Source organism: Pseudomonas putida (assembly GCF_028682635.1).
Lineage (GTDB): Bacteria > Pseudomonadota > Gammaproteobacteria > Pseudomonadales > Pseudomonadaceae > Aquipseudomonas > Aquipseudomonas putida_AE.
In genome coordinates, this window is the sequence record NZ_JANHLK010000014.1 from 91,571 (window position 1) to 115,341 (window position 23,771).

General features: G+C 61.7%; 18 protein-coding genes and 2 riboswitches. Of the genes, 12 read left to right on the forward strand and 6 right to left on the reverse strand.

Going from position 1 to position 23,771, the window contains the following annotated elements:
* Nucleotide 1: 1 nt before the first annotated feature.
* Nucleotides 2–3,712 (reverse strand): methionine synthase, encoded by a 3,711-nt coding sequence (gene metH / locus NPS56_RS18480; protein ID WP_274075936.1) that lies wholly within the window; start codon nt 3,710–3,712, stop codon nt 2–4.
* Between the two features lie 156 nt (nt 3,713–3,868).
* On the opposite strand from metH, the gene NPS56_RS18485 reads away from it, so the two are divergent.
* Both NPS56_RS18485 and nfuA read left to right on the forward strand, forming a co-directional pair.
* Nucleotides 3,869–6,166 (forward strand): fatty acid cis/trans isomerase, encoded by a 2,298-nt coding sequence (locus tag NPS56_RS18485; RefSeq protein WP_274075937.1) that lies wholly within the window; start codon nt 3,869–3,871, stop codon nt 6,164–6,166.
* Nucleotides 6,167–6,358: 192 nt separating this feature from the next.
* Nucleotides 6,359–6,943: a Fe-S biogenesis protein NfuA gene (gene nfuA, locus NPS56_RS18490; RefSeq protein ID WP_007912592.1), complete on the forward strand. Its 585-nt coding sequence runs from the start codon at nt 6,359–6,361 to the stop codon at nt 6,941–6,943.
* 122 nt (nt 6,944–7,065) lie between these two features.
* On the opposite strand, the gene cobM is transcribed toward nfuA, so the two are convergent.
* From cobM to NPS56_RS18510, 4 genes are all read right to left on the reverse strand, one after another.
* Nucleotides 7,066–7,812, reverse strand: a complete 747-nt coding sequence (gene cobM, locus NPS56_RS18495) for a precorrin-4 C(11)-methyltransferase (RefSeq protein ID WP_274075938.1) — start codon at nt 7,810–7,812, stop codon at nt 7,066–7,068.
* 82 nt (nt 7,813–7,894) lie between these two features.
* A complete protein-coding gene (locus NPS56_RS18500) occupies nt 7,895–8,308 on the reverse strand; it encodes a cobalamin biosynthesis protein (RefSeq protein WP_274075939.1) in 414 nt (137 codons plus the stop codon).
* Nucleotides 8,305–9,009, reverse strand: a complete 705-nt coding sequence (locus NPS56_RS18505; protein ID WP_274075940.1) for a CbtA family protein — start codon at nt 9,007–9,009, stop codon at nt 8,305–8,307. Before NPS56_RS18505 ends, NPS56_RS18500 begins: the two co-directional genes overlap by 4 nt.
* Before the next feature lie 11 nt (nt 9,010–9,020).
* Nucleotides 9,021–9,215: a CbtB domain-containing protein gene (locus NPS56_RS18510; RefSeq protein ID WP_274075941.1), complete on the reverse strand. Its 195-nt coding sequence runs from the start codon at nt 9,213–9,215 to the stop codon at nt 9,021–9,023.
* A 121-nt stretch (nt 9,216–9,336) separates the two neighbouring features.
* Nucleotides 9,337–9,560, reverse strand: a riboswitch (cobalamin riboswitch).
* 176 nt (nt 9,561–9,736) lie between these two features.
* Nucleotides 9,737–9,948: riboswitch (cobalamin riboswitch) on the forward strand.
* A gap of 99 nt (nt 9,949–10,047) precedes the next feature.
* Here NPS56_RS18510 and cobW point away from each other — a divergent pair.
* The 4 genes from cobW (at nt 10,048) to NPS56_RS18530 (ending at nt 16,639) form a co-directional block, all read left to right on the forward strand.
* A complete protein-coding gene (gene cobW, locus NPS56_RS18515; RefSeq protein ID WP_274075942.1) occupies nt 10,048–11,115 on the forward strand; it encodes a cobalamin biosynthesis protein CobW in 1,068 nt (355 codons plus the stop codon).
* Nucleotides 11,116–11,118: 3 nt separating this feature from the next.
* Nucleotides 11,119–14,943, forward strand: a complete 3,825-nt coding sequence (gene cobN, locus NPS56_RS18520) for a cobaltochelatase subunit CobN (protein WP_274075943.1) — start codon at nt 11,119–11,121, stop codon at nt 14,941–14,943.
* 32 nt (nt 14,944–14,975) lie between these two features.
* Nucleotides 14,976–15,974, forward strand: a complete 999-nt coding sequence (locus NPS56_RS18525; RefSeq protein WP_274075944.1) for an ATP-binding protein — start codon at nt 14,976–14,978, stop codon at nt 15,972–15,974.
* 119 nt (nt 15,975–16,093) lie between these two features.
* Nucleotides 16,094–16,639, forward strand: coding sequence for a vWA domain-containing protein (locus tag NPS56_RS18530; RefSeq protein ID WP_337994665.1), 546 nt, complete (start codon nt 16,094–16,096; stop codon nt 16,637–16,639).
* Nucleotides 16,640–16,794: 155 nt separating this feature from the next.
* Here the strand turns inward: NPS56_RS18530 and NPS56_RS18535 are convergent, their stop codons facing one another.
* On the reverse strand, nt 16,795–18,339 hold the full coding sequence (locus NPS56_RS18535) for an MFS transporter (protein WP_274075945.1): 1,545 nt from the start codon (nt 18,337–18,339) through the stop codon (nt 16,795–16,797).
* Between the two features lie 103 nt (nt 18,340–18,442).
* On the opposite strand from NPS56_RS18535, the gene NPS56_RS18540 reads away from it, so the two are divergent.
* From NPS56_RS18540 to NPS56_RS18565, 6 genes are all read left to right on the forward strand, one after another.
* Entirely contained in the window at nt 18,443–19,309 is an 867-nt protein-coding gene (locus tag NPS56_RS18540; protein ID WP_274075946.1) for a LysR family transcriptional regulator, read from the forward strand.
* 305 nt (nt 19,310–19,614) lie between these two features.
* On the forward strand, nt 19,615–21,174 hold the full coding sequence (locus tag NPS56_RS18545) for a TerC family protein (RefSeq protein WP_274075947.1): 1,560 nt from the start codon (nt 19,615–19,617) through the stop codon (nt 21,172–21,174).
* 251 nt (nt 21,175–21,425) lie between these two features.
* Nucleotides 21,426–21,674 carry a type II toxin-antitoxin system Phd/YefM family antitoxin gene (locus NPS56_RS18550; RefSeq protein ID WP_274075948.1) on the forward strand — a complete coding sequence of 83 codons (249 nt, stop codon included), beginning with the start codon at nt 21,426–21,428 and terminating at the stop codon, nt 21,672–21,674.
* Nucleotides 21,664–21,945 carry a type II toxin-antitoxin system RelE family toxin gene (locus tag NPS56_RS18555; protein WP_274075949.1) on the forward strand — a complete coding sequence of 94 codons (282 nt, stop codon included), beginning with the start codon at nt 21,664–21,666 and terminating at the stop codon, nt 21,943–21,945. Before NPS56_RS18550 ends, NPS56_RS18555 begins: the two co-directional genes overlap by 11 nt.
* A gap of 266 nt (nt 21,946–22,211) precedes the next feature.
* Nucleotides 22,212–23,060, forward strand: coding sequence for a transporter substrate-binding domain-containing protein (locus tag NPS56_RS18560; RefSeq protein WP_274075950.1), 849 nt, complete (start codon nt 22,212–22,214; stop codon nt 23,058–23,060).
* Between the two features lie 47 nt (nt 23,061–23,107).
* Nucleotides 23,108–23,770: an amino acid ABC transporter permease gene (locus NPS56_RS18565; RefSeq protein ID WP_274075951.1), complete on the forward strand. Its 663-nt coding sequence runs from the start codon at nt 23,108–23,110 to the stop codon at nt 23,768–23,770.
* The last annotated feature ends 1 nt before the right edge of the window (nt 23,771 follow it).

Here is a 23,771-nt window from a genome sequence, read left to right on the forward strand (position 1 = left end):
ATCAGTTGTCATAGCCAAGGTTCGGCGCCAGCCAGCGCTCGGTCACGCTCAACTCCTGGCCTTTGCGCGAGGTGTAGCTCTGCACCTGATCCTTGTCGATCTTGCCCACGGCGAAATACTGCGCTTGCGGGTGAGCGAAGTACCAGCCACTGACGGCAGCCGCGGGGAACATCGCGTAGTGCTCGGTGAGGAACACGCCGCTGCGGCCGGCTTTCATTTCGCTCGCCTCTGGGTCGAGCAACGCGAACAGCGTGCTTTTCTCGGTGTGATCCGGGCAGGCCGGATAGCCCGGAGCAGGGCGGATGCCGCTGTATTGCTCCTTGATCAACGCCTCGTTGTCGAGCGTCTCGTCCTTGGCGTAGCCCCAGTGTTCCTTACGCACCTGCTGGTGCAGCCACTCGGCGCAGGCCTCGGCGAGGCGGTCGGCCAGGGCCTTGACCATGATCGAGTTGTAGTCGTCGCCAGCGTCCTGGTAGGCCTTGGCCACTTCTTCGGCGCCGATCCCGGCGGTGGTGATGAAGCCACCCACGTAGTCGGTGACTTCGCTGTCCTTGGGCGCGACGAAGTCGGCGAGGGAGAAGTTCGGCTTGCCGTCGGTCTTGATGATCTGCTGGCGCAGGTGATGCAGCTTGGCCAATGGCTTGCCGTCATCGCCGTAGACTTCGATGTCATCGTCGCGCACCTGGTTGGCCGGCCAGAAGCCGAACACTGCGCGGGCGCTGATGAGTTTTTCGTCGATCAGCTTGGCGAGCATTTCCTGAGCGTCGGCGTACAGCGCGGTGGCGGCTTCACCGACCACTTCGTCTTCCAGGATGCGCGGGAATTTCCCGGCCAGGTCCCAGGAGATGAAGAACGGCGTCCAGTCGATGTATTCGGCCAGCACTTTCAGGTCGATATTATCGAGCACTTTGGCGCCGGTGAACGTCGGCTTGACCGGCTCGTAGGTGCTCCAGTCGAACTGCGGTTTTTTCGCAATGGCGGCGGCGTAGCTCAGGCGTTCGGTGCGGGCGCTGCGGTTGGCGGTGCGCTCGCGGACTTCGATGTATTCCTCGCGGGTTCTCTCGACGAAACCGGCCTTGAGTTCCTTGGACAGCAACTGGGTCGCCACGCCGACAGCACGGGAGGCGTCGGTGACATACACCACCGCGTCGTTGCTGTACTTGGGCTCGATCTTCACCGCCGTGTGCGCCTTGGAGGTGGTGGCGCCACCGATCATCAACGGCAGGTGGAAGTCCTGGCGCTGCATCTCGCGAGCCACGTGGACCATCTCATCCAGCGAAGGGGTGATCAGGCCGGACAGGCCGATGATGTCGCACTTCTGTTCCTTGGCCACCTGCAGGATCTTCTCCGCCGGCACCATCACGCCGAGGTCGACGATGTCGTAGCCGTTGCAGCCCAGCACCACGCCGACGATGTTCTTGCCGATGTCGTGCACGTCGCCCTTGACCGTGGCCATGAGGATCTTGCCCTTGGCTTCCGGCTTGTCGCCTTTTTCCGCCTCGATGAACGGGATCAGGTGGGCCACGGCCTGCTTCATCACCCGGGCGGACTTCACCACTTGCGGCAGGAACATCTTGCCGGCGCCGAACAGGTCGCCAACGATGTTCATGCCGGACATCAGCGGGCCTTCGATCACTTCGATCGGGCGGGCGAACGACTGGCGCGACTCTTCGGTGTCTTCGACGATGTGCGTGGTAATGCCTTTGACCAAGGCATGCTCCAGGCGCTTGTTGACGTCCCAGTTGCGCCACTCTTCGGTCTCGGCTTCCTTGACGCTGCCGTCGCCCTTGTATTTGTCGGCGATGGCGAGGAGGGCATCGGTGCCTTCCGGGGTGCGGTTGAGGATCACGTCTTCGACGGCGTCGCGCAGTTCCACCGGGATCTGGTCGTAGATCTCCAGTTGCCCGGCGTTGACGATACCCATGGTCAGGCCGGCGCGGATCGCGTACAGCAGGAACACCGAGTGGATCGCCTCGCGCACCGGGTTGTTGCCGCGGAACGAGAATGACACGTTGGACACGCCGCCCGACGTCAGGGCATAGGGCAGCTCGTCGCGGATGTAGGCACAGGCGTTGATGAAGTCCACGGCGTAGTTGTTGTGTTCTTCGATGCCGGTGGCCACGGCAAAGATGTTCGGGTCGAAGATGATGTCTTCCGGTGGGAAGCCGACGTCGTTGACCAGAATGTCGTAGGAGCGTTTGCAGATCTCTTTCTTGCGTGCTTCGGTGTCGGCCTGGCCGGCTTCGTCGAAAGCCATCACCACCACGGCGGCGCCGTAACGCTTGCACAGCTTGGCGTGATGGATGAACTGCTCGACGCCTTCCTTCATGCTGATCGAGTTGACGATGCCCTTGCCCTGGATGCACTTGAGGCCGGCTTCGATCACTTCCCACTTGGAGGAGTCGATCATGATCGGTACGCGGGAGATGTCCGGTTCGCCGGCAATCAGATTGAGGAAGGTCACCATGGCCTTCTTCGAATCGAGCATCCCCTCGTCCATGTTGATGTCGATGATCTGGGCGCCGGCTTCGACCTGCTGCAGGGCGACTTCCAGGGCTTCGGTGTAGTTGTCTTCACGGATCAGCCGGGCGAACTTGGCGGAGCCGGTGATGTTGGTGCGCTCGCCGACGTTGACGAACAGCGAGTTGCGATCGATGGTGAACGGCTCCAGGCCCGACAGGCGGCAAGCCTTGGGGATTTCCGGAATCTGCCGCGGCGCATAGCCGGCCACGGCCTTGGCGATGGCTTCGATGTGGCCCGGCGTGGTGCCGCAGCAGCCGCCGACGATGTTGAGGAAGCCACTTTGGGCGAACTCTTCGATGACCTTGGCGGTTTGCGCCGGCAGTTCGTCGTACTCGCCGAACTCGTTGGGCAGGCCGGCGTTCGGGTGCGCGGAAACGTGGGTGTTGGCCTTGTTCGACAGCTCTTCCAGGTACGGGCGCAACTCGCTGGCACCCAGTGCGCAGTTCAGGCCTACCGAAATCGGCTTGGCGTGGGCCACGGAGTTCCAGAAGGCTTCGGTGGTCTGGCCGGACAGCGTACGGCCGGAGGCATCGGTGATGGTCCCGGAAATCATGATCGGCAGCTCGATGCCCAGTTCTTCGAACACGCCCTGTACGGCGAAGATCGCGGCCTTGGCGTTGAGGGTGTCGAAGATGGTTTCGATCAGGATCAGGTCGGCGCCGCCTTCGATCAGGCCCTTGGTGGCTTCGGTGTAGTTTTCTACCAGTTCATCGAAGGTCACGTTGCGATAGCCGGGGTTGTTCACGTCCGGCGACAGCGAGCAGGTGCGGCTGGTAGGACCGAGCACGCCGGCGACGAAACGCGGCTTGTCCGGGTTCTCGAGGGTTTTCGCATCGGCGATCTTGCGCGCCAGGCGAGCGCCTTCTACGTTCAATTCGTAGGCCAGTTCTTCCATGCCGTAATCGGCCATGGAAATCCGGGTGGCGTTGAAGGTGTTGGTTTCCAGAATGTCGGCACCGGCATCCAGGTAGGCTTTCTCGATGCCACCAATCACGTCCGGGCGGGTGAGCACCAACAGGTCGTTGTTGCCTTTGACATCGCTCGGCCAGTCGGCGAAGCGTTTGCCACGATAATCCTGCTCTTCGAGCTTGTAGCTCTGGATCATCGTGCCCATGCCGCCATCGAGAATCAGGATGCGCTCTTTGAGGGCGTGCTTGAGGGCTTGGAGGCGAACGCTGCGATCGGACATTGGGACTACTCGGAAAGACCATGACGAAGGGCCGGGATAATAGCAAACCTGTGCGCTTTTAGAGCATGTCCGGGTTTTCCATGAATATCGCTCATGTTGGTGTGGCGGCCAGCCCGGTAGAATCTCGGCGTTTTCTAAAGGATCGGGACCAGGGACATGTCGTATCGCGTCGTCATCAGCAGTGTATTGCTGCTATTAAGCTGGGGCGCGGTTGCGCAGGACCCGGCGCTATCCGCCGGCATTTCCTACAGTCGCGACATCCAGCCGATCTTCACTGAAAAGTGCGTGGCCTGCCACGCCTGTAACGACGCCGCCTGTCAGCTCAACCTGGGCAGCGGGGAGGGCGCGGCCCGTGGCGCGACGAAAGTCCCGGTGTATGACGGCGATCGCAGCCAGGCGGTGGCGCCGAGCCGGCTGTTCTTTGACGCATTCGGCAAGCGCGCCTGGCAACACAAAGGCTTCTATTCGGTGCTCGACGCCCAGGGCAGCCAGGCCGCATTGATGGCGCGCATGCTGGAACTGGGGCACAGCAATGCGTTGCAACCCAATGCCAAATTGCCTGCGGACATCGTCCTGGGTCTCAATCGCGAGAACATGTGCGCCTTGCCGGGCGAGTTCGACGGATATGCCAGCGCTCACCCCAAGGAAGGCATGCCCCTGGCGGTCACCGGCCTGACCGACCAGCAGTACCAGACGCTGCAACGCTGGCTGGCTTCCGGTGCGCCGATCGATGAACAGGCCCTGGTGCCGAGCGTGAAAGAAGCGTTGCAGGTGGTGCAGTGGGAAAACCTGCTCAATGCACCGGGCGCACGGCAGAGCCTGGTAGGGCGTTGGTTGTTCGAGCACTGGTTTCTCGCGCACATTTATTTCAAGGATGGCGAGCCGGGGCATTTCTTCCAGTGGGTGCGTTCGCGCACGCCCACCGGCCAGCCCATCGACCTGATCAATACCCGTCGGCCGAACGACGACCCCGGCACCCAGGTGTATTACCGCTTGTGGCCGGTGCAGGGCGTGATCGTGCACAAGACGCACATCACCTATCCGCTGAGTGCGGCGAAGCTGGCACGGGTCAAAAGCCTCTTCTATAACGGCAACTGGCAGGTCAATGCCTTGCCGGGTTACGGCCCGGAACGCCGGGCCAACCCCTTTTCCACCTTCGAAGCGATCCCGGCCCAGGCGCGTTATCAGTTCATGCTCGATAACGCCGAGTATTTCGTGCGCACCTTCATTCGCGGCCCGGTCTGCCGGGGGCAGATCGCCACTGACGTGATCCGCGACAACTTCTGGGCGCTGTTCCAGGCGCCGGAACACGACCTCTACATCACCGACCCGAACTATCGCGGCCAGGCCACGCCGTTGCTGGCGATGCCAGGGCAGAACGACGACGTTGGCAGCGTCCTCACCTTGTGGCACGACTACCGCGACAAACGCAACGAATACGAAGCCCTGCGCCGGGACAGCTATGCCGATCTGCCGCCGCCAAGCTGGTCGAGCCTGTGGGCCGGCAACGATAACGCGCTGCTGAGCATTTTCCGCCACTTCGACAGCGCCGCGGTGACCAAGGGCCTGATCGGCGACGTGCCACAGACGATGTGGCTGTTCGATTTCCCGCTGCTGGAGCGCACCTATTATCAGTTGGCGGTGAATTTCGACGTGTTCGGCAATGTGTCCCACCAGGCCCAGACGCGCTTGTATTTCGACCTGATCCGCAATGGCGCCGAGCAGAATTTCCTGCGCCTGATGCCGGCTGACTCGCGGGAGGGGTACCTCGACGACTGGTACCAGAACAGCGGGAGATTCAAGATGTGGCTGGACTATGAGTCCATCGACGACGACACGCCGACTGCACTGAAGCTCAACGAACAGGACCCCAAGCGCGACTTCGCCATGCAGCTGCTGGCACGCTACGGCGAGCTGGATGCCAGGCCTGATCCGATCAACCGCTGCGAAGGCGCCTATTGCTCGCGGCCGAACATCGATCCAGCGCTGCAGGCCGCCGAGCAGTCGTTGAGTCGCCTGGCCTCACGGCCGGCTGCCGGGCTCAGGGTCATCGATCTACTGCCGGAAGCGACCATGCTGCGGGTCGAAACCGCGAGCGGTCAGCGTGTGGTCTACAGCCTGCTGCGCAACCGCGCGCACAGTAATGTGGCGTTCCTGCTCGGTGAGTCGCTACGGTACCAGCCGGGGCTCGACACGCTGACCATTTTCCCCGGGGTTCTGAGCAGTTACCCGAACTTCATGTTCAATATCCCCGCCGATCAAGTGCCACAATTTGTCGATGAGATGGAGAATGCCAAGGATGCCAATCGTTTGGAGAAAATCGTCGAGCGCTGGGGGATCCGTCGCAGCCACCCGCAGTTCTGGCAGTATTTCCATGATTTGAGTCGCTATATCCACGAAACCGAACCGGTGGAAGAGGGCGTGCTGGACATGAATCGCTACGAGAACCTCTAGAACCCCTTGTGGGAGCGGGCTTGCTCGCGAAGGCGGTGGAGCGGTCACCATTGATGTTGTCTGACATGACGCCTTCGCGAGCAAGCCCGCTCCCACAGGGGTAAGCTCCGCATCTTTTCCCGACAAAAATACTAGGACTTTGTCCGCGGCGATGATTGGCGTAAACTGCGTCCAAGCCTGCGAGGAGTTTCCATGACCGCTATTACCATCACCGACGCCGCCCACGATTACCTGGCTGATCTGCTCTCCAAGCAGAACACCCCGGGCATTGGCATTCGCGTCTTCATCACCCAGCCTGGCACCCAGTACGCCGAAACCTGCATTGCCTACTGCAAGCCGGGCGAAGAAAAACCCGAAGACACCGCGCTGGGGCTGAAAAGCTTCACCGCCTACATCGACCATTTCAGCGAAGCTTTCCTGGACGATGCAGTAGTCGACTACGCCACCGACCGCATGGGCGGCCAGCTGACCATCAAGGCGCCAAACGCCAAAGTGCCGATGGTCAACGCCGACAGCCCGGTCAACGAGCGCATCAACTACTACCTGCAAACCGAGATCAACCCTGGGTTGGCCAGCCACGGCGGCCAGGTCAGCCTGATCGACGTGGTCGAAGACGGCATCGCCGTCCTGCAATTCGGTGGCGGTTGCCAGGGCTGCGGCCAGGCCGACGTGACCTTGAAGGAAGGCATCGAGCGCACCTTGCTCGAGCGTATTCCCGAGCTCAAGGGTGTGCGTGACGTGACCGACCACACGCAGAAAGAAAACGCCTACTACTAAGGTGTTCGCTGCGGCATAAAAAAACGGCGCCCCGTGAGCGCCGTTTTTTTATGGGTGAAATCCACTGGCCCTATCGCGGTCAACACCAGATCTGTAGGAGCTGGCTTGCCAGCGAAGAGGCCCTATGGCCGATACAAATGCGCATGTCCAGCACGATACAGCGACGACTCACTGAAATGCTCACTGCCCAACACCCGACCCACGAGAATCAACGCCGTACGCCGAAACCCCTTGGCTTCAACCTTCCCGTTAATATCTTCAAGCGTCCCCACCACCCAATCCTGATCCGGCCAGGTCGCCCGGTGAATCACCGCAATCGGGCAGTCGGCGCCGTAAAACGGTAGCAACTCCTCGACGATTTTTGCCAGGTGATTGACCCCCAGATGAATCGCCATGGTCGCCCCGTGCTGCGCCAAGCTGGCCAGTTCTTCTCCGGCGGGCATCACGGTCTTGTCGGCATAGCGTGTCAGGATCACGCTCTGTGACACGTCCGGCAAGGTCAGTTCTGCGCCCAGAAGCGCCGCGCAGGCTGCCGTTGCGGTGACACCGGGAATGATTTCGAAAGGAATATCCCGTTCACGCAAATGGCGAATCTGCTCGCCGATGGCACCATACAGGCTCGGATCACCGGAATGCACGCGAGCCACGTCCTGACCCTTGGCATGGGCCGCGCTGATCAGTTCGATGATCTGCTCCAGGTGCAATTCGGCGCTGTTGACCACCTGTTCGGCGCGGTGTCCTTCCAACACTGCGGCGGGCACCAGCGAGCCGGCGTAGATGATCACCGGGCAACTGCGGATCAGCCGCTGGCCCTTGACGGTGATCAGTTCGGGGTCGCCGGGACCTGCGCCAATAAAGTAGACGGTCATCGTCGGTTCCTGTGAAAAAAGGGGGTGGGCAAGGCTTCAGATGAAGATTGCTCATGATCGAATGCGTGGATTATCGGGGATTTTACGCGGCGCCGGCCAATGCCAGGGTGGCCTGGGCATATTTTTGTCGCGGGATCAGCAATTTGGCCGGGGCGTTGGCCAGTTGTTCGGCCAGCGCCAGGGCGGCGCTTTCTGCCACGCCATAGCACCCGGTCCGTTCAAAGGCGATGTCCGAATGGTGACTGAGTCGGGGGTGATAGCCCGCCAGTTGTTCACTGCTGAAATACATCATCTGCAGCCCAAGCTGCTCGGCCAGTTCGCTCAGGGCCGGTTCGCCGCGCTTCTGGTCGATGCTGGCCAGGGCCTTGATCTGATGCAGTTCGATCTGGTGCGCCTGCAATGCCTGGTCGAGCAATGCCCGCAGCGTGCTGACGGGGCAGCCACGCTGGCAGCCCAGGCCGACCACCAGGGTCGGCGCTGTGCCAAGTTCAGTCATGCTTGGTATTGACCGTCGCTTTTGCGGCGGAACAACCAGGCGCTGGTCAGGCCCAGGGCCAGCCAGAACGCCACGTTGGTCAACTGCGAAGCGATCTTGAACTGAGCTTCCAGGGCCTCTGGGGCGAGCATCGAATGCACTTCCGGTTGCGGTGCGCCAATCACGTGCGGAACGGCGAGGATCGCCACGCCGAGGATCTTCATCAGCCAGTTTCGGCTGAATACGATCAGCGCGATGCCGACAGCCGTGGAGGCGGCCGTGCCGATCCACCAGATCTGCCGTTGCGCCAGATCCGCCGCCGCGGTGCCCGGCAACTCGGGCGGCAGGCCGAGCGTCGGCGCCAACACGAAGGTAACGTAACCGGCCAGGCCCCAGAGCAGGCCTTGGGAGGTCTTGGTCGGCGCGCGCAGGGTATAGAGGCCGGCGAGCATCAGGGCGAAACCGACTGCCACCACCAGGTTACCGCCCGTGGTCGACAGCACGCGCTGCCAGCCGTCTTCCGGCTCCCAGGCTTCGGCGTCGTGGCTGTGGGCAGCGACGCCCGCGGCGTGTTCGTGGACTTCAACGGCGGCAGGTTCCGATTTCTCGTAGGTTTCGGCCTGCAAGATCAGCGGAGAAACCCAGAAACTCTGCAGCAGGGTCAGCAGCAGGGCAGCCAGCAGCCCGCTGAAACCTGCGGTTTGCGCAATACGCTTGATCATGTCAGCAGGTCTCAATGGCACGGGAACGCAGCGCTGTGGCGGGTATCGTGAGCGGCGTTGTGCACCGCTTCGATGTGCGAGAAACCGGCGAAATACACAAGGCACGCGCCAAGAATCGACGCGCAAGCGGCGGCGGTCAGGCGTTGAGTCAGGGTAGTGGTGCTGCTGGTGGTGGTGCTGTGGCCGGTGCTGCTGATGATCGACATGGCGCTTCCCTCTGTTCTGTCAGCGGGGAATAAGAGCGCAGGCAGGACGGCGCACGACCGAGCGCGCAGAAGTCCGAACAGCGCCCGCCCACCGCGGGTTTGTTGAGTCAGTGATCGTGTTGGTCACTTTGTGTTGCGGGCCGGTCTCCGGGCTCACGAGGGGGCAGGCGTTAGCCTTGACCTGCAAGCGTCACCTTCCCATGCCACATTGGCACAGTGGATCTGACGCTTCGCTCGCTTACCGTTGCGGGGGCAGCACCGGACTGACATGGGCTTGAGTAAAGCACATGATTCACCGGTTTCCCGTTTCACCCTGTGAAGGGCACCCGTAACAAGGTGCGTAGGAGAGCATGGGCGAGGGGCGGGCGTCAATTGGCAAGGGTTCTCAACTCGGGACCGAGTCGCTTCATTCGCGAGCAAGCCCGCTCCCACAGGTGATCGCATTTCCATGTGGGAGCGGGCTTGCTCGCGAAGGGGCCCGTACAGGCACCACAAGACATTGACCCGCCCCATTACCATGCGTAGCCTTGCGCATTCGAGGTTCTTCGGCGTTTGTCGAAGCTAAGAAGGGAACGCGGTCAATGCCGCGGCTGCCCCCGCAACTGTGAACGGTGATGTTCGCTGCCACGCCACTGCACGCTCAAGTCCGAGCCCGCGGGAAGGCGCAGCGAATGCCAGGCTTGAAGGCCAGCACACCGTCAGCCAGGAGACCTGCCTCGATACAGATTCTCACTACAACCGGGCGGGGTGATCCGGTGGCGAACGCTTCTGGCGCGCTTGTGCGTGGCCGGTCCTCGTCCCGTATGCCCGCCACCTTGCCAAAGGGCATCCGATGAAAACACTGGCCAAACTCCCCGTCACCATCGTCACCGGCTTCCTCGGCTCGGGCAAGACCACCTTGCTACGGCACATGCTCGACAACGCCCAGGGCCGCCGCATCGCGGTGATCGTCAACGAGTTCGGCGAACTGGGCATCGACGGCGAAATCCTCAAGCAGTGCTCCATCGGTTGCACTGAAGAAGAAGCCAACGGCCGTGTCTATGAACTGGCCAACGGCTGCCTGTGCTGCACCGTGCAGGAAGAGTTCTTCCCGGTGATGCGCGAACTGGTGGCCCGTCGCGGCGATCTCGACCACATCCTGATCGAAACCTCGGGCCTGGCCCTGCCAAAACCGCTGGTGCAAGCCTTCCAGTGGCCGGAAATTCGCAGTGCCTGCACCGTCGATGCGGTGATCACCGTGGTCGACAGCCCGGCCGTGGCGGCGGGCACCTTCGCCGCCTTCCCGGATCAGGTCGACGCCCAGCGCAAACTCGACCCGAACCTGGACCACGAATCACCGCTGCACGAACTGTTCGCCGACCAATTGTCCAGCGCCGACCTGGTGATCCTCAACAAAGCCGACCTGATCAGCCCTGAAGACCTGGCTCGCGTGCGCCTGGAAGTCGCCGAGGAATTGCCGCCGGCGGTGAAAGTTATCGAAGCCAGCAGCGGTCGCTTGCCGCTGGACGTGCTGATCGGCCTTGGCGCCGGTTCCGAAGAGCACATCGACAGCCGTCACAGCCACCATGATCATCACCACGATGGCGATGATCATGACGACCACGATCACGACGCCTTCGATTCCATCTCCATCGAACTGCCGCAAGCCGACGAAAGCCTGCTGATGGATGCGTTGACCCAACTGGTGGTCGAGCACAGCATCCTGCGCGTCAAGGGTTTCGCGGCGATCCCGAACAAGCCTATGCGTTTGCTGATCCAGGGCGTGGGCACCCGTTTCGACAAACACTTCGACCGCCAGTGGGGCGCTGAAGAGGCACGTACCACGCGCCTGGTATTGATCGGCCAGGCACTGGACGCCACCTTGCTCGAAGCGCAATTGCGCGCCGCGCTCAGCGTGTAACCCATGCACCTGCTCAGGACCCAGCCCGGCGGATTCGTGTCGGATGACAACATTGCCGACCTTGGACAAACCCCCGCCGAGCTGGTGATCCTGTGCAGCGGCGACTCCAGCCTGGCGCTGCTCGCCGAAGCGGCGCAGCAGTTGCCCGACGACTACCCGAGCGTGCGCCTGGCCAACCCGATGCAGGTGCAGAACCATGCGTCGGTCGACCTGTATGTCGACCAAGTGTTGCGCCACGCCAAAGTCATTCTGATTTCGCTGCACGGCGGCATTGCCTATTGGCGTTATGGCGTCGAGCGGCTGGTGGAGCTGTCGCAGCGCGGCGTGCAGCTGATTCTGGTACCAGGGGATGACCGCCCGGACCCGGAGCTCAGCGACCTCAGCACCGTAGGTTCTGAGGATCGTGACCGGCTTTGGCAATTTCTGCGCCAGGGCGGCATGGGCAATGCCCTCGACTTTTTCCGCTGTCTGGCCAATCGCTGGCTGGATCGCGGCTACGCCTGGGCCGAACCGCAAACCCTGCCGCGAACGGCGATTTACCACCCGCGAAAAAGCCCCGCGCAACCGAGCGATTGGCAAGCCGACTGGCAGGCCGGTCAACCGGTGGCGGCGGTGCTGTTCTACCGCTCGCATTTGCAGGCGGCGAACACCGCGTTCATCGATGTTTTCTGCCAGCGCCTGCAGGCGGCGGGGTTGAACCCGTTGCCGATTGCGCTGGCCAGTTTGAAAGAGCCTGGCTGCCTTTGCGTAGTCGAGGACTGGCTGGATGAAACTTCAGCCTCAGTGATCTTGAACACTACCGGTTTCGCCCAATCGAGCCCTGAAGCACCGCACTTGCGACCGTTTCGCCGCAATATCCCGGTGATCCAGGCCATTTGTGCCCAGGACAACGAACCGGGCTGGCGCGCCAGCGAACAGGGGCTTGGCCCGCGAGACCTGGCGATGCACATTGCGTTGCCGGAACTGGACGGGCGCATCATCAGCCGGCCGATCAGCTTCAAGGACCTGGCCTGGCGCAGCGAGCGCAGTCAGTCCGACGTGGTCTGCTACCGCGCGCAGCCGGAACGCATGGACTTTGTCGCGCAACTGGCGCGGCGCTGGATCGAGCTGGCGCGGGTACCCAACGGGCAAAAACGCATTGCGCTGATCCTGGCCAATTACCCGACCCGCGATGGTCGTATCGGCAATGGCGTTGGCCTCGATACCCCGGCCGCAGCGCTGAACATCTTGCGTGCGCTTCACAGGGAAGGGTATCCGCTACCGGCGCAGTTGCCAGGCAGCGGCACCGCGTTGATCCAGCAATTGCTCGGCGGTGTCAGCAACGACCTCGATACCCTCGACCAGCGTCCGTGCCAGCAAAGCCTGGCGATGGACGACTATTGGCTCATGTTCAATGCCTTGCCCGAAGCCAACCGCCAGGCCGTGCTGGACCGCTGGGGTGCGCCGGACAGCGATCCGATGTGCCGTGGCGGGCGAATGATGATCGCCGGGTTGCGTTTTGGCCTGACCTTCGTCGGCATCCAGCCCGCGCGGGGTTATCAGGTGGACCCGAGTGCGGTGTACCACGACCCGGACCTGGTGCCGCCCCACGGCTACCTGGCGTTCTATTTCTGGTTGCGCAACACCTACGGTGCCCATGGCGTGATCCACGTCGGCAAGCACGGCAACCTGGAATGGCTGCCGGGCAAGGGCGTCGGGCTGTCGGAGCACTGCTGGCCGGATGCACTGCTCGGGCCGCTGCCGAACATCTATCCGTTCATCGTCAACGATCCGGGCGAGGGCGCCCAGGCCAAGCGCCGCACGCAAGCGGTGATCATCGATCACCTGATGCCACCGCTGACCCGCGCCGAAACCTACGGGCCGCTACGCAACCTCGAACTGTTGGCCGACGAGTATTACGAGGCGCAATTGCTCGACCCGCGCCGTGCCCGGGAATTGCAGCGCGATATCCTGCAACTGGTGCGCGACACGCACATTGATCGCGAATTGCAGCTGGACGAAAAACTCGACAGCGATGCCGACGCGGCGATCTGGCTGCCACGCCTGGACACCTACCTGTGCGACTTGAAAGAGTCGCAGATCCGCGATGGTTTGCACGTGTTTGGCGAATCCCCGGTGGGACGGCTGCGCATCGATACCTTGCTCGCGCTGTTGCGTATTCCCCGGGGCGATGGTCGTGGTGCACAGTCGAGTCTGCTGCGGGCGTTGGCCAAGGCGTTCGAATTGGGCTTCGATCCGCTGGATTGTGCGCTGGCCGACCCATGGAGCGGACCGCGCCCCAACGCATTATTATCGCTAAGCGAGGAACCCTGGCGCACCACCGGCGATACCCGCGAACGTCTCGAGCTATTCGCCACACAGGTGATCTCCTGTGGGAGCCAGCCTGCTGGCGATGGAGTGTCAGTCGACATCAATGTGGCTGGCACTCCATCGCCAGCAGGCTGGCTCCCACAGGAGGCGAGTTGGTCTGAAGTGAACGCCATCCTCGACCATCTGCGCGAAGTCGTCGCCCCCAGACTCGATGCTTGCGGTCCGGCGGAGATGCGCGGCCTGCTCGACGCCCTCAGTGGCCGTTTCGTCCCCGCCGGCCCAAGCGGCGCACCCAGTCGCGGTCGCCTCGACGTGCTGCCGACCGGGCGCAACTTCTATTCGGTGGACGTGCGCAACCTGCCAACCACCACCGCGTGGCGCATCGGTTTCCAGTCGGCCAACCTGATTCTTGAACGCCATCTGCAAGACCATGGCGATCATTTGCGTCAACTCGGCCTGTCGGTCTGGGGCACCGCGACCATGCGCACCGGCGGCGACGACATCGCCCAGGCCATGGCGTTGATGGGCGTGCGCCCGGTCTGGGCCACCGGCAGTCAGCGGGTAGACGACTTTGAAATCCTGCCGTTGAGCTTGCTTGATCGACCGCGGGTGGACGTTACCCTGCGTGTATCGGGTTTCTTCCGCGATGCCTTTGCCAACTTGATCCGGCTGTTCGATGCCGCCGTGCAAGCGGTGGCCGAGCTGGACGAGCCAGACGACCTCAATCCCCTGGCCGCCAAGGTTCGCGCCGAACGTCAGGCGCTGCTGCAATCGGGGATGGATGAAGACGCTGCCCGGCGACAGGCCGGATGGCGCATTTTCGGCGCCAAACCCGGCGCCTATGGCGCGGGTGTGCAGGGCGCCATCGACGGTCGACTGTGGCAAAGCCGCGAGGACCTGGCCGAGGTCTACCTGAACTGGGGCGGCTACGCCTACGGCGGTTCCGACGAAGGCACCGCAGCCCGTGAGCAGTTCTCCCAGCGCCTGGGCCAGATGCAAGCCGTGCTGCAAAACCAGGACAACCGCGAGCACGACCTGCTCGACTCCAATGACTACTACCAGTTCCAGGGCGGCATGCTGGCCGCCGTGGAAAGCCTGCGTGGCGAGGCAGCGGCCAGTTATCACGGCGATCACAGCCAGCCGGACTTGCCGAAGATCCGCACACTGAAGGAAGAGCTGAACCGGGTCATCCGCTCCCGGGCGGCCAATCCGAAGTGGATCGACGGGGTCAAGCGCCATGGCTACAAAGGCGCCTTCGAAATGGCGGCGACGGTGGACAACCTGTTCGCCTTCGACGCCACCACGCAGTTGATCGACGATCACCAGTACGCGCTGCTGGCGGATGCCTATTTGCTCGATCCGGGTACGCGGGATTTCGTGCGTGAGCACAACCCTCATGCCCTGCGCGACATGACCGAACGCATGCTCGAAGCGCAACAGCGAGGGATGTGGAAAGAGCCGGGGGATTACCGCGAGGCACTGGAAAACCTGTTGCTGGATATAGAAGAAGACAGCTGATAAACACCACCGACCATGACCGAGATTGAACAATGACCGACACCCCCCATTTCCCGCTTTCCGCCGTGGTCGGCGCCGACGATCTGAAGCTCGCGCTGTACCTGACCGCCATCGACCCGAAGATCGGCGGCGTATTGATCGAAGGCCCGCGCGGCATGGCCAAGTCGACCCTGGCCCGCGGCCTGGCGGACCTGTTGGCCAGCGGCCAGTTCGTCACCTTGCCCTTGGGGGCCACCGAAGAACGCCTGGTTGGCACCCTCGACCTCGACGCGGCCCTGAGTGAGGGTCGCGCACAATTTTCCCCGGGTGTGCTGGCCAAGGCTGACGGCGGCGTGTTGTATGTCGACGAGGTCAATCTGCTGCCCGATCACCTGGTTGACCTGCTGCTCGACGTGGCCGCCAGCGGCACCAATCTGGTTGAGCGCGACGGTATTTCCCATCGGCATTCGGCGAAGTTCGTGCTGATCGGCACCATGAACCCGGAAGAGGGCGAGTTACGTCCGCAATTGCTCGATCGCTTTGGCTTGAACGTCGTCCTCGGTGGTCACACCGCCCCGACCGAGCGCGGGCAGATCATCCGTCGGCGCCTGGATTTCGACAGTGATCCGCAACGATTCTGCGCCGAATGGGAGAGCCAGCAGCAGTCGTTGCGTGAGCGCTGCGAAAAAGCCCGCAGCACATTGGCGGGCATTCCCCTCGACGACGAAGCGCTGGCGCAGATTACCGAGCGCTGCTTCGCCGCCGGTGTCGATGGCTTGCGCGCCGATCTGGTCTGGTTGCGCGCGGCGCGTGCGCATGCGGCGTGGCGCGGGGCTGCATCGATTGATGTAGAGGATATCGACGCGGTCGCCGAGTTTGCCCTGCGCCATCGTCGTCGAGAGCATACGCCACCTGCACCACAACAGAACCAGGCCCAGTCCGGGCAGAATTCCAACCCCAGCGAAGGCCAGGGCCAGTGGGGCGAAATGCCCGCTCAAGCGCTGCCGGTGGGTGCGCGACGTGAAGTGCCGAGCTGGCCAAAAAAGCCCTAGGCATTCGCCCTCGATCTGACGCGGGGGCGAATGCCAGACCCCGTGCCGGACGGCTCGATTCCGGCAAACAGGGTAAACGTCACGCGGCCGATGGTGGCTCGATCAATTGGCCAGGCACGCTGCTCAACGGTCGGCCGCGCCAGCGCCAGGACGTGTTGTTCCAGCAACGCACGCGTTCGGCTCATGAACTGTGGCTGGTGATCGTCGATGCCTCGGCGTCCACCCGGCGTCATCAAGCCTTGAGTGATGCCAAGGGTTTGCTGGCGCAATTGTTCGACGACGCCTACCGACAGCGCGCGCGCCTGGCCTTGCTGACGGCCAGCGGTGCGCTGCCGAAGTGGCAGGTGCAGGGGCTGAAAGCGTCGACGGGGTTGCGCCAATGGCTCGATGGCCTGGGCGCCGGTGGCGGTACGCCGTTGCTGGCGGCGCTGGGTGAAGCGGGGCGCTGGCTGGCCGTGCGGCAAAAGCGCTTTCCGGCGGAGCAGCAACGCTTGTTGCTGGTGACCGATGGCCGTCTGAAAGAATGGCCGTCGTTGCCCACGCTCGATTGTCCTGCATTGGTGATCGACATCGAACGCGGGCCGATTCGTCTCGAACGCAGCAAGGTATTGGCGGCGCAATTGCAATCTGAATATCGGCATATCGACGAACTGCTTCCCAGCTGAGTTCTGCGTTGTCTGTGCTGGCCCAATCGCCAGCAGGCTGGCTCCCACAGTGATGCGGGTGAGACACAGAAATCATAAACGCCGGATTCCCCTGTGGGAGCCAGCCTGCTGGCGATGAGGGCCTCAGGTTCAAAGCTGAAATTGCCAGGTACGCGTCACTCAAGCACCAGTGCAGTCCGGGGCACTGGAATCGGGTTGCGCATCAGCAAGCCCACCACCAACGCACCAAACAATCCCGCCAACCCCGCGACCCAAAGCAAGAGACTGAAACCACCCACAAACGCTTCTCTCGCCAGCGGCTCGACCACCGACCGCGCAGCCTCCGGCACCAGACTCAACGCCGCCGCCATGTCACCGGCCACCACCCGCGAGGCAACCCCTTGGGTCTGTTCAAGCCATTGCCCACCCTGTGCCGCCAGGCCGTCGTGCAGCAATTGTTCGCTATGCCCCGAAAGAAACGCACCATACACACCAATCGCCAGCATCACCGCGCTGAAGCGCATCGTCGTACTCATGCCCGAGGCCATGCCGGTGCGTTCCCTAGGCACGCAGGCCATGATGTTTTTTTGCGTATCGCCATTGAGCAGTCCCGCGCCGGCACCCGTCACGGCAATGGCCAGGGCGAAGGGCAGGTAACCGCCGCTATTGACCGCCCAGGCGCTGAGCAAATTACCGCTGCCCACCAAGGTGAGTCCGATGGCCATCATGTTTGCCGGCGTCACACGTCCCGCCAGGCGTGCACCAATGCGCGGAAAGATCAGCATGGTCACGGCAAAAGGTAGCATGCCCAGCCCGGCGGAAATGGCGGTAAAACCTAGCCCATTCTGCAAGTAGAACGGCAGCATGGTCATCATCACCTGGGCACACGCGGCGTAGGAAAACATGCCGAGCAGCGCGCCGATGAAGCGCGGGTGACGGAACAGTTGCAGATCGATCATCGGCCGCTCTTGCAGGCGCTCGATCACCACGAACAACCCCAGCAACAGGGCGCCGCCCACGAGGCGGGTGTAGGTGACGGGGTTGTCCCAGCCGATCCGGTTGGCTTCGATCAAGCCCCAGATCAGGCACAACAGGCTGGCGCTGAAGGCCAGGCTGCCCCACGGATCGAGGCGCGCAGCCTGGGCATCGCGGGATTCCGGCACCGCGCGCCAGACCATAACCATCAGCACCATCCCCACAGGCAGGTTGAGATAGAAGATCCAGCGCCAACCAATGTACTCGGTGATCAAGCCGCCCAGGGTCGGCGCCGCCGTCATCGCCACGCCCATGCAACCGCCCCAGAATGCCCAGGCCTTGGCCCGTTCGACTTCATCGTGGAAGGTGTGGCCGATGGAGGCGAGCGCTGAGGTCAACAGCAGCGCCGCACCGACGCCCTTGATGGCGCGGGCAATGTCGAGAAACAGTGCATTCGGCGCTGCCCCACAGCCAATCGACGCAAGGATGAAAATGCCCAGCCCCCACATCAGCATTTTCTGCCGGCCAAAGCGATCGGCCAGGCTGCCAGCGGGCAGCAACAGCGCGGCGAAGGCCAGCATGTAGGCGCTGACCACCCATTCGATGTCGGCGAAATTCGCCCCCAGGTCCCGGGCGATGCTGGGCAAGGTAACGGCGACGATGTTGGTGTCGAGCACGATCAGCGAGCATACCGCAGAGGCAGTGAGCAAGGTCAGGCGCGGGCTCACCTTGGGTTTGACGGACATGGCCAGGGTTCTCTACTGTGAGGTTGAGTGCAGCTTATCGCTGGCTGACGCGGCCTTTGTTAGGCGCGCACCGTCACTTCATTACCTTTGAGCTAATGCATCGATGGATATCCGTCATTTCCGCTATTTCCTCGCTGTTGCCCGGCAAGGCAACTTCACTCGCGCCGCCGAGCAACTCGGCATCGCACCGCCGACCTTGACTCGGCAGATCCAGGACATGGAAAACGAACTGGGCACGCGCCTGTTCGTGCGCCAGACCCGTGAAGTCAGCTTGACCGAAGCCGGCGCCGCACTGTTGATCGAAGCCGAGGCGACGGTGCGGCAATTCGAATACGCCCAGCAAAACGCCCAACGTGCCGGGCGTGGCGATATCGGCCACATCGAACTGGGTTATGTCGCGTCGGCGGTGTATTCGGGGCTGCTGCAAAAACAGGTGCAGGGATTTGCCGCCGAGTACCCGGATGTCAGCCTCAATGTGCGGGAAAGCCCCATGGCCAGCCTGGCGAACATGATCCTTGAAGGGCGCTTCGACCTGGGCTATATCCGTTGCCCGCTGGCCCTGCCCGAGGGCATCGAGGCTGTGCAGTTGAGCGACGAAGGCTTTGTGTTGGCGTTGCCGGTCGACTCGTGGCTGAACCGTTTGCCGGTGATCAATTCGGCGCATTTACAGAATGAAAACTTCATTCTCCCGGAACAGGTCGTGGGTACATTGCAAGTCGCTTCCCAAGGTCATTTCGTCCCGAAACTCGGTGCGCAGCCCGGTGGGCTGGTGGCGGTGATTGCCTTGGTTTCCCTGGAGCAGGGCGTGGCGGTGGTGCCGGAGTCGGTGGTCGGCCACGTCAGTTTGCCGAATGTGGTTTATCGCCAGATCAACGACTGCAAGGCATCGTCATGGCTGGCGTTGATTCATCGGCGGTTCGAAAAGTCCCCTGCTGTGGTGCGGTACATCGAGCGAGTGAAGAATGGTTGAAAAGCATCGCCTCCAGAGCAACACAACTCCAGGGTTGCTACAGATCTTGAAATAGTTTCCAGCTGTAGGAATTGTCTCTATCGCCTGTACGATTCAAGTCCTTTTTCCTTTTCAGGACTTGCATGAACACCCTTACGGAGCCCCCCAGTTATCCTTTCCCCTCGCGCCAACGCGCGGTCTTGATGTACGCGAAACATCCGGTCTTCTGGCGTCCCGATCTCCCTGTCATTGCACTTCCCCGGCCTCTGCGCCGTGCCTTGCCGTGCCCGGCATTCTGAATTCACTGAAGAGATCGAGACGTTTAAATGGAATGGTTAGCTGACCCCACCGCGTGGCTGGGCTTGTTGACGTTGATTGTGCTGGAGCTGGTGCTGGGCATCGACAATCTGGTGTTCATCGCGATCCTGGCGGATAAATTGCCACCCGAACAGCGCGACCGCGCGCGAATCATCGGGCTGTCCCTGGCCTTGTTGATGCGCCTGGGCCTGCTGGCGAGTATTTCCTGGCTGGTGACCCTGACCCAGCCGCTGTTCGAGGTATTCGACAAGAGCTTCTCGGGGCGTGACCTGATCATGCTGTTCGGCGGTGTGTTCCTGTTGTTCAAGGCGACCATGGAGCTGCATGAACGGCTCGAAGGCCATGTCGGCGAGCGCACGTCCAACACGACTTACGCGCTGTTCTGGCCCATCGTGGCGCAAATCGTGGTGCTCGATGCGGTGTTCTCCCTCGATGCGGTGATTACCGCAGTGGGCATGGTCGACGAGCTCGCTGTGATGATGATCGCGGTGATCATTTCCATTGGCCTGATGATCGTCGCCAGCAAGCCGTTGACCCGCTTCGTCAACGCGCATCCCACAGTGATCATGCTGTGCCTGGGCTTCCTGATGATGATCGGCTTTGCACTGACCGCCGAAGGCCTGGGCTTCCACATTCCAAAGGGTTATCTGTACGCGGCCATCGGTTTCTCGATCCTGATCGAAGTGTTCAACCAGATCGCCCGGGCACGCCGCAAGCGCTCGATGCAGGGCTTGCGACCGATGCGTGAGCGTACCGCCCATGCGGTGATGCGCTTGCTCGGCGGGCGCAAGTTGGCGGTGGAAGAGGTTGGTGAAGACATTGCCGACATGCTGGATAACGGTGAGGCCCCGGGCGAACAGCTGTTCGATCGTCGTGAGCGGGTGATGATCAGTGGTGTCCTGCAACTGGCCGAGCGGCCGATCCGCAGCTTGATGACCGTACGCGCCGACGTCGATCACATCGACCTGGCTGAAGACGCCGAGGCGATTCGTACAAGGCTGATGCATTCGTCCTACTCGCGGCTGCCGCTGATTCGCGACGGCGCGGTGGATGAGCCACTGGGCTTCGTACACAAGAAGGAGCTGTTGAAGGAATACCTGGGCGGCAACCAGCCCGATCTTGCACACCTGGCGCGCCAGACCATCAACCTGCTGGACAGCTATTCGATCCTCAATGCCCTGGAACAGATGCGCAAGGCCTCGACCCACATCGCGTTCGTGGTCAATGAGTTCGGTGACTTCGTCGGCGTGTTGACCATGACCGACATTCTTGAATCGATAGCCGGTGAGCTGCCCGACGCCAGCGAAATCGAAGGCCCGGACGTGGTCGAGGAGAAGGGCGGTTTCGTGGTCAGCGGCGCATTGAACCTGGCGCGGGTGCATCAGCGGACCGGGTTTGCGGCACAACCGACCGACGACTATCAAACCCTGGCCGGTTTGGTGGTGAGCCTGCTGGATCGGCTGCCGATGATCGGGGATAGCCACGAGTGGGAAGGTTGGCGGTTGACCGTCATGTCGGTTGAAGAGCGGCGGGTGACGCGGGTATCTCTGGTGCGTTTGGGCGGTTGATTCATTGCCGGGCCTTGTGTGGATCGAGTGCCGCGTTCTGGAGAATTTTCCTACAGAAGTTCAGACACTCCCTCACCTGACTTCAGGACTTGCCCCATAGGACTCTCGGAAACTGAGAAGCGCACAAAGTGCTAACTTTTGCACGTTCTCAACAATCGATATTAAGGGGTCTTATGGCAAAAGTAGTGAGGTCAGATTTGCTTGCGAGTGCTATTTTTAGCACTTCTAATAGCACTCTAAGGAACACTTTCATGCCGCATATCGTGCTTTCGCATGTAGTAGCGAGTATCTCGGAGCTCAAGAAAAACCCGATGGGTACAGTCGCAGCCGGTGGAGGGTCGTCCGTCGCGATCCTCAACCGCAACGAGCCCGCGTTCTATTGCGTCCCGGCCAAAGAATACGAGGCGATGATGAACCGGTTAGAAGATCTGGAGTTGGTTGCCCTTTGTAGAGAGCGAGAAAACGATCCGACGATAAAGGTTTCGATTGATGACCTATGAGTTGGAGTTTTCCGAAAAGGCCTGGAAGGAGTGGAGGAAGCTGGGGGTAAATCTTCGAGAGCAGTTCAAAAAGAAGCTTCAAGAGCGACTGGTCAATCCACACGTACCGGCGGACCGTCTGAGCGGTCTAGGAAACGCGTACAAGATCAAGCTACGCAGTGCCGGATATCGATTGGTTTATCGGGTCGTGGATGAAGTGCTGGTGGTGACTGTCATTGCGATCGGAAAAAGAGAGCGGGGTGATGTGTATAAAGACGCTGGCACCCGCTAAGTAATCGCTGCGTGACTGCTCGTTTCACAAGCAAGGGCGCACTAGTTGTGAACCTGCTACCCGCCCCCCGTAGCCAACGGTAGCGCTTCTAAAATCGTCCCTTTCGCTGAGTTGTTTCCCGGTTTTCACGCATCCACCTGATTCAAAACACTTTTCATTCCCCCTACATCTCGTCCACAACCTGTGGCACACTTTCTGCTGTCTATTCCGTTGTTACATACCGTATTCCGGTATAGCGGAATAAACATCACCCTGGAGTGCTTGCCATGCATCGCCGACCTTCCTTGTTCAAAGCGTGTGTTCTTCTTTTTGCAGCGTCTGCTGCAGTCGTGGGCGTGGCCCAGGCGGCGGACGGCAAGCTCGACAGTGTTCTTGCCCGCGGCAAGCTGATCGTGGGCACCGGCAGTACCAACGCGCCTTGGCATTTCCAGGGGGCGGATGGCAAGTTGCAGGGCTTTGATATCGATATTGCGCGCATGGTCGCCAAAGGCCTGTTCAACGACCCGAGCAAGGTCGAGTTCGTGGTGCAGTCGTCCGATGCGCGGATCCCCAACCTGCTGACCGACAAGGTCGACATGAGCTGCCAGTTCATCACCGTGACCGCCAGCCGTGCCCAGCAGGTGGCCTTCACGCTGCCGTACTACCGTGAAGGCGTCGGCCTGCTGTTGCCGGCCAACAGCAAGTACAAGGAAATCGACGACATGCGAGCCGCGGGGGACAGCGTTACCGTGGCGGTGCTGCAAAACGTCTACGCCGAAGAGCTGGTGCACCAGGCACTGCCCAAGGCCAAGGTCGATCAGTACGACAGCGTCGACCTGATGTACCAGGCGGTGAACTCCGGCCGTGCCGATGCGGCGGCCACCGACCAGTCTTCGGTGAAGTACCTGATGGTGCAGAACGCTGGCCGCTACCGGAGCCCGGCTTATGCCTGGAGCCCGCAAACCTATGCCTGCGCGGTCAAGCGCGGCGATCAGGACTGGCTGAACTTCGTCAATACCACCCTGCATGAAGCCATGACCGGCGTTGAGTTCCCGACCTACGCGGCGTCGTTCAAGCAGTGGTTCGGTGTCGACCTGCCGACGCCAGCCATCGGTTTTCCCGCCGAATTCAAATGATCCCGTGAGGGCGGGGCGTTCGCGCCCCGCTCAAGGTACTGCCGACCATGAATTATCAGTTGAACTTTGCCGCCGTATGGCGCGATTTCGACAGCTTGCTGGCGGGGCTCGGCCTGGGCCTTGAACTGGCGCTGATGTCGATCGCCATTGGCTGCGTGATCGGCCTGCTGATGGCGTTTGCCTTGCTGTCGAAGCATCGCGCGTTGCGGGTGCTGGCTTCGGTGTATGTCACGGTGATCCGTAACACGCCGATCCTGGTGTTGATCCTGTTGATCTACTTCGCCTTGCCGAGCCTGGGGATTCGCCTGGACAAGATTCCGTCGTTCATCATCACCCTGTCGCTGTACGCCGGGGCCTATCTGACCGAAGTGTTCCGCGGCGGTCTGCTGAGCATTCCCAAGGGCCAGCGCGAAGCCGGCCTGGCCATCGGCCTGGGCGAATGGCAGGTCAAGGCCTACGTCACCGTGCCGGTGATGCTGCGCAATGTGTTGCCGGCGCTGTCGAACAACTTCATTTCGCTGTTCAAGGACACCTCGCTGGCGGCCGCGATCGCCGTGCCGGAGCTGACTTATTACGCGCGCAAGATCAATGTCGAGAGCTACCGGGTGATTGAAACCTGGCTGGTGACCACGGCGCTTTATGTGGCGGCCTGCTACCTCATTGCCATGATGCTGCGCTACCTCGAGCAGCGCCTGGCGATCCGCCGATAGG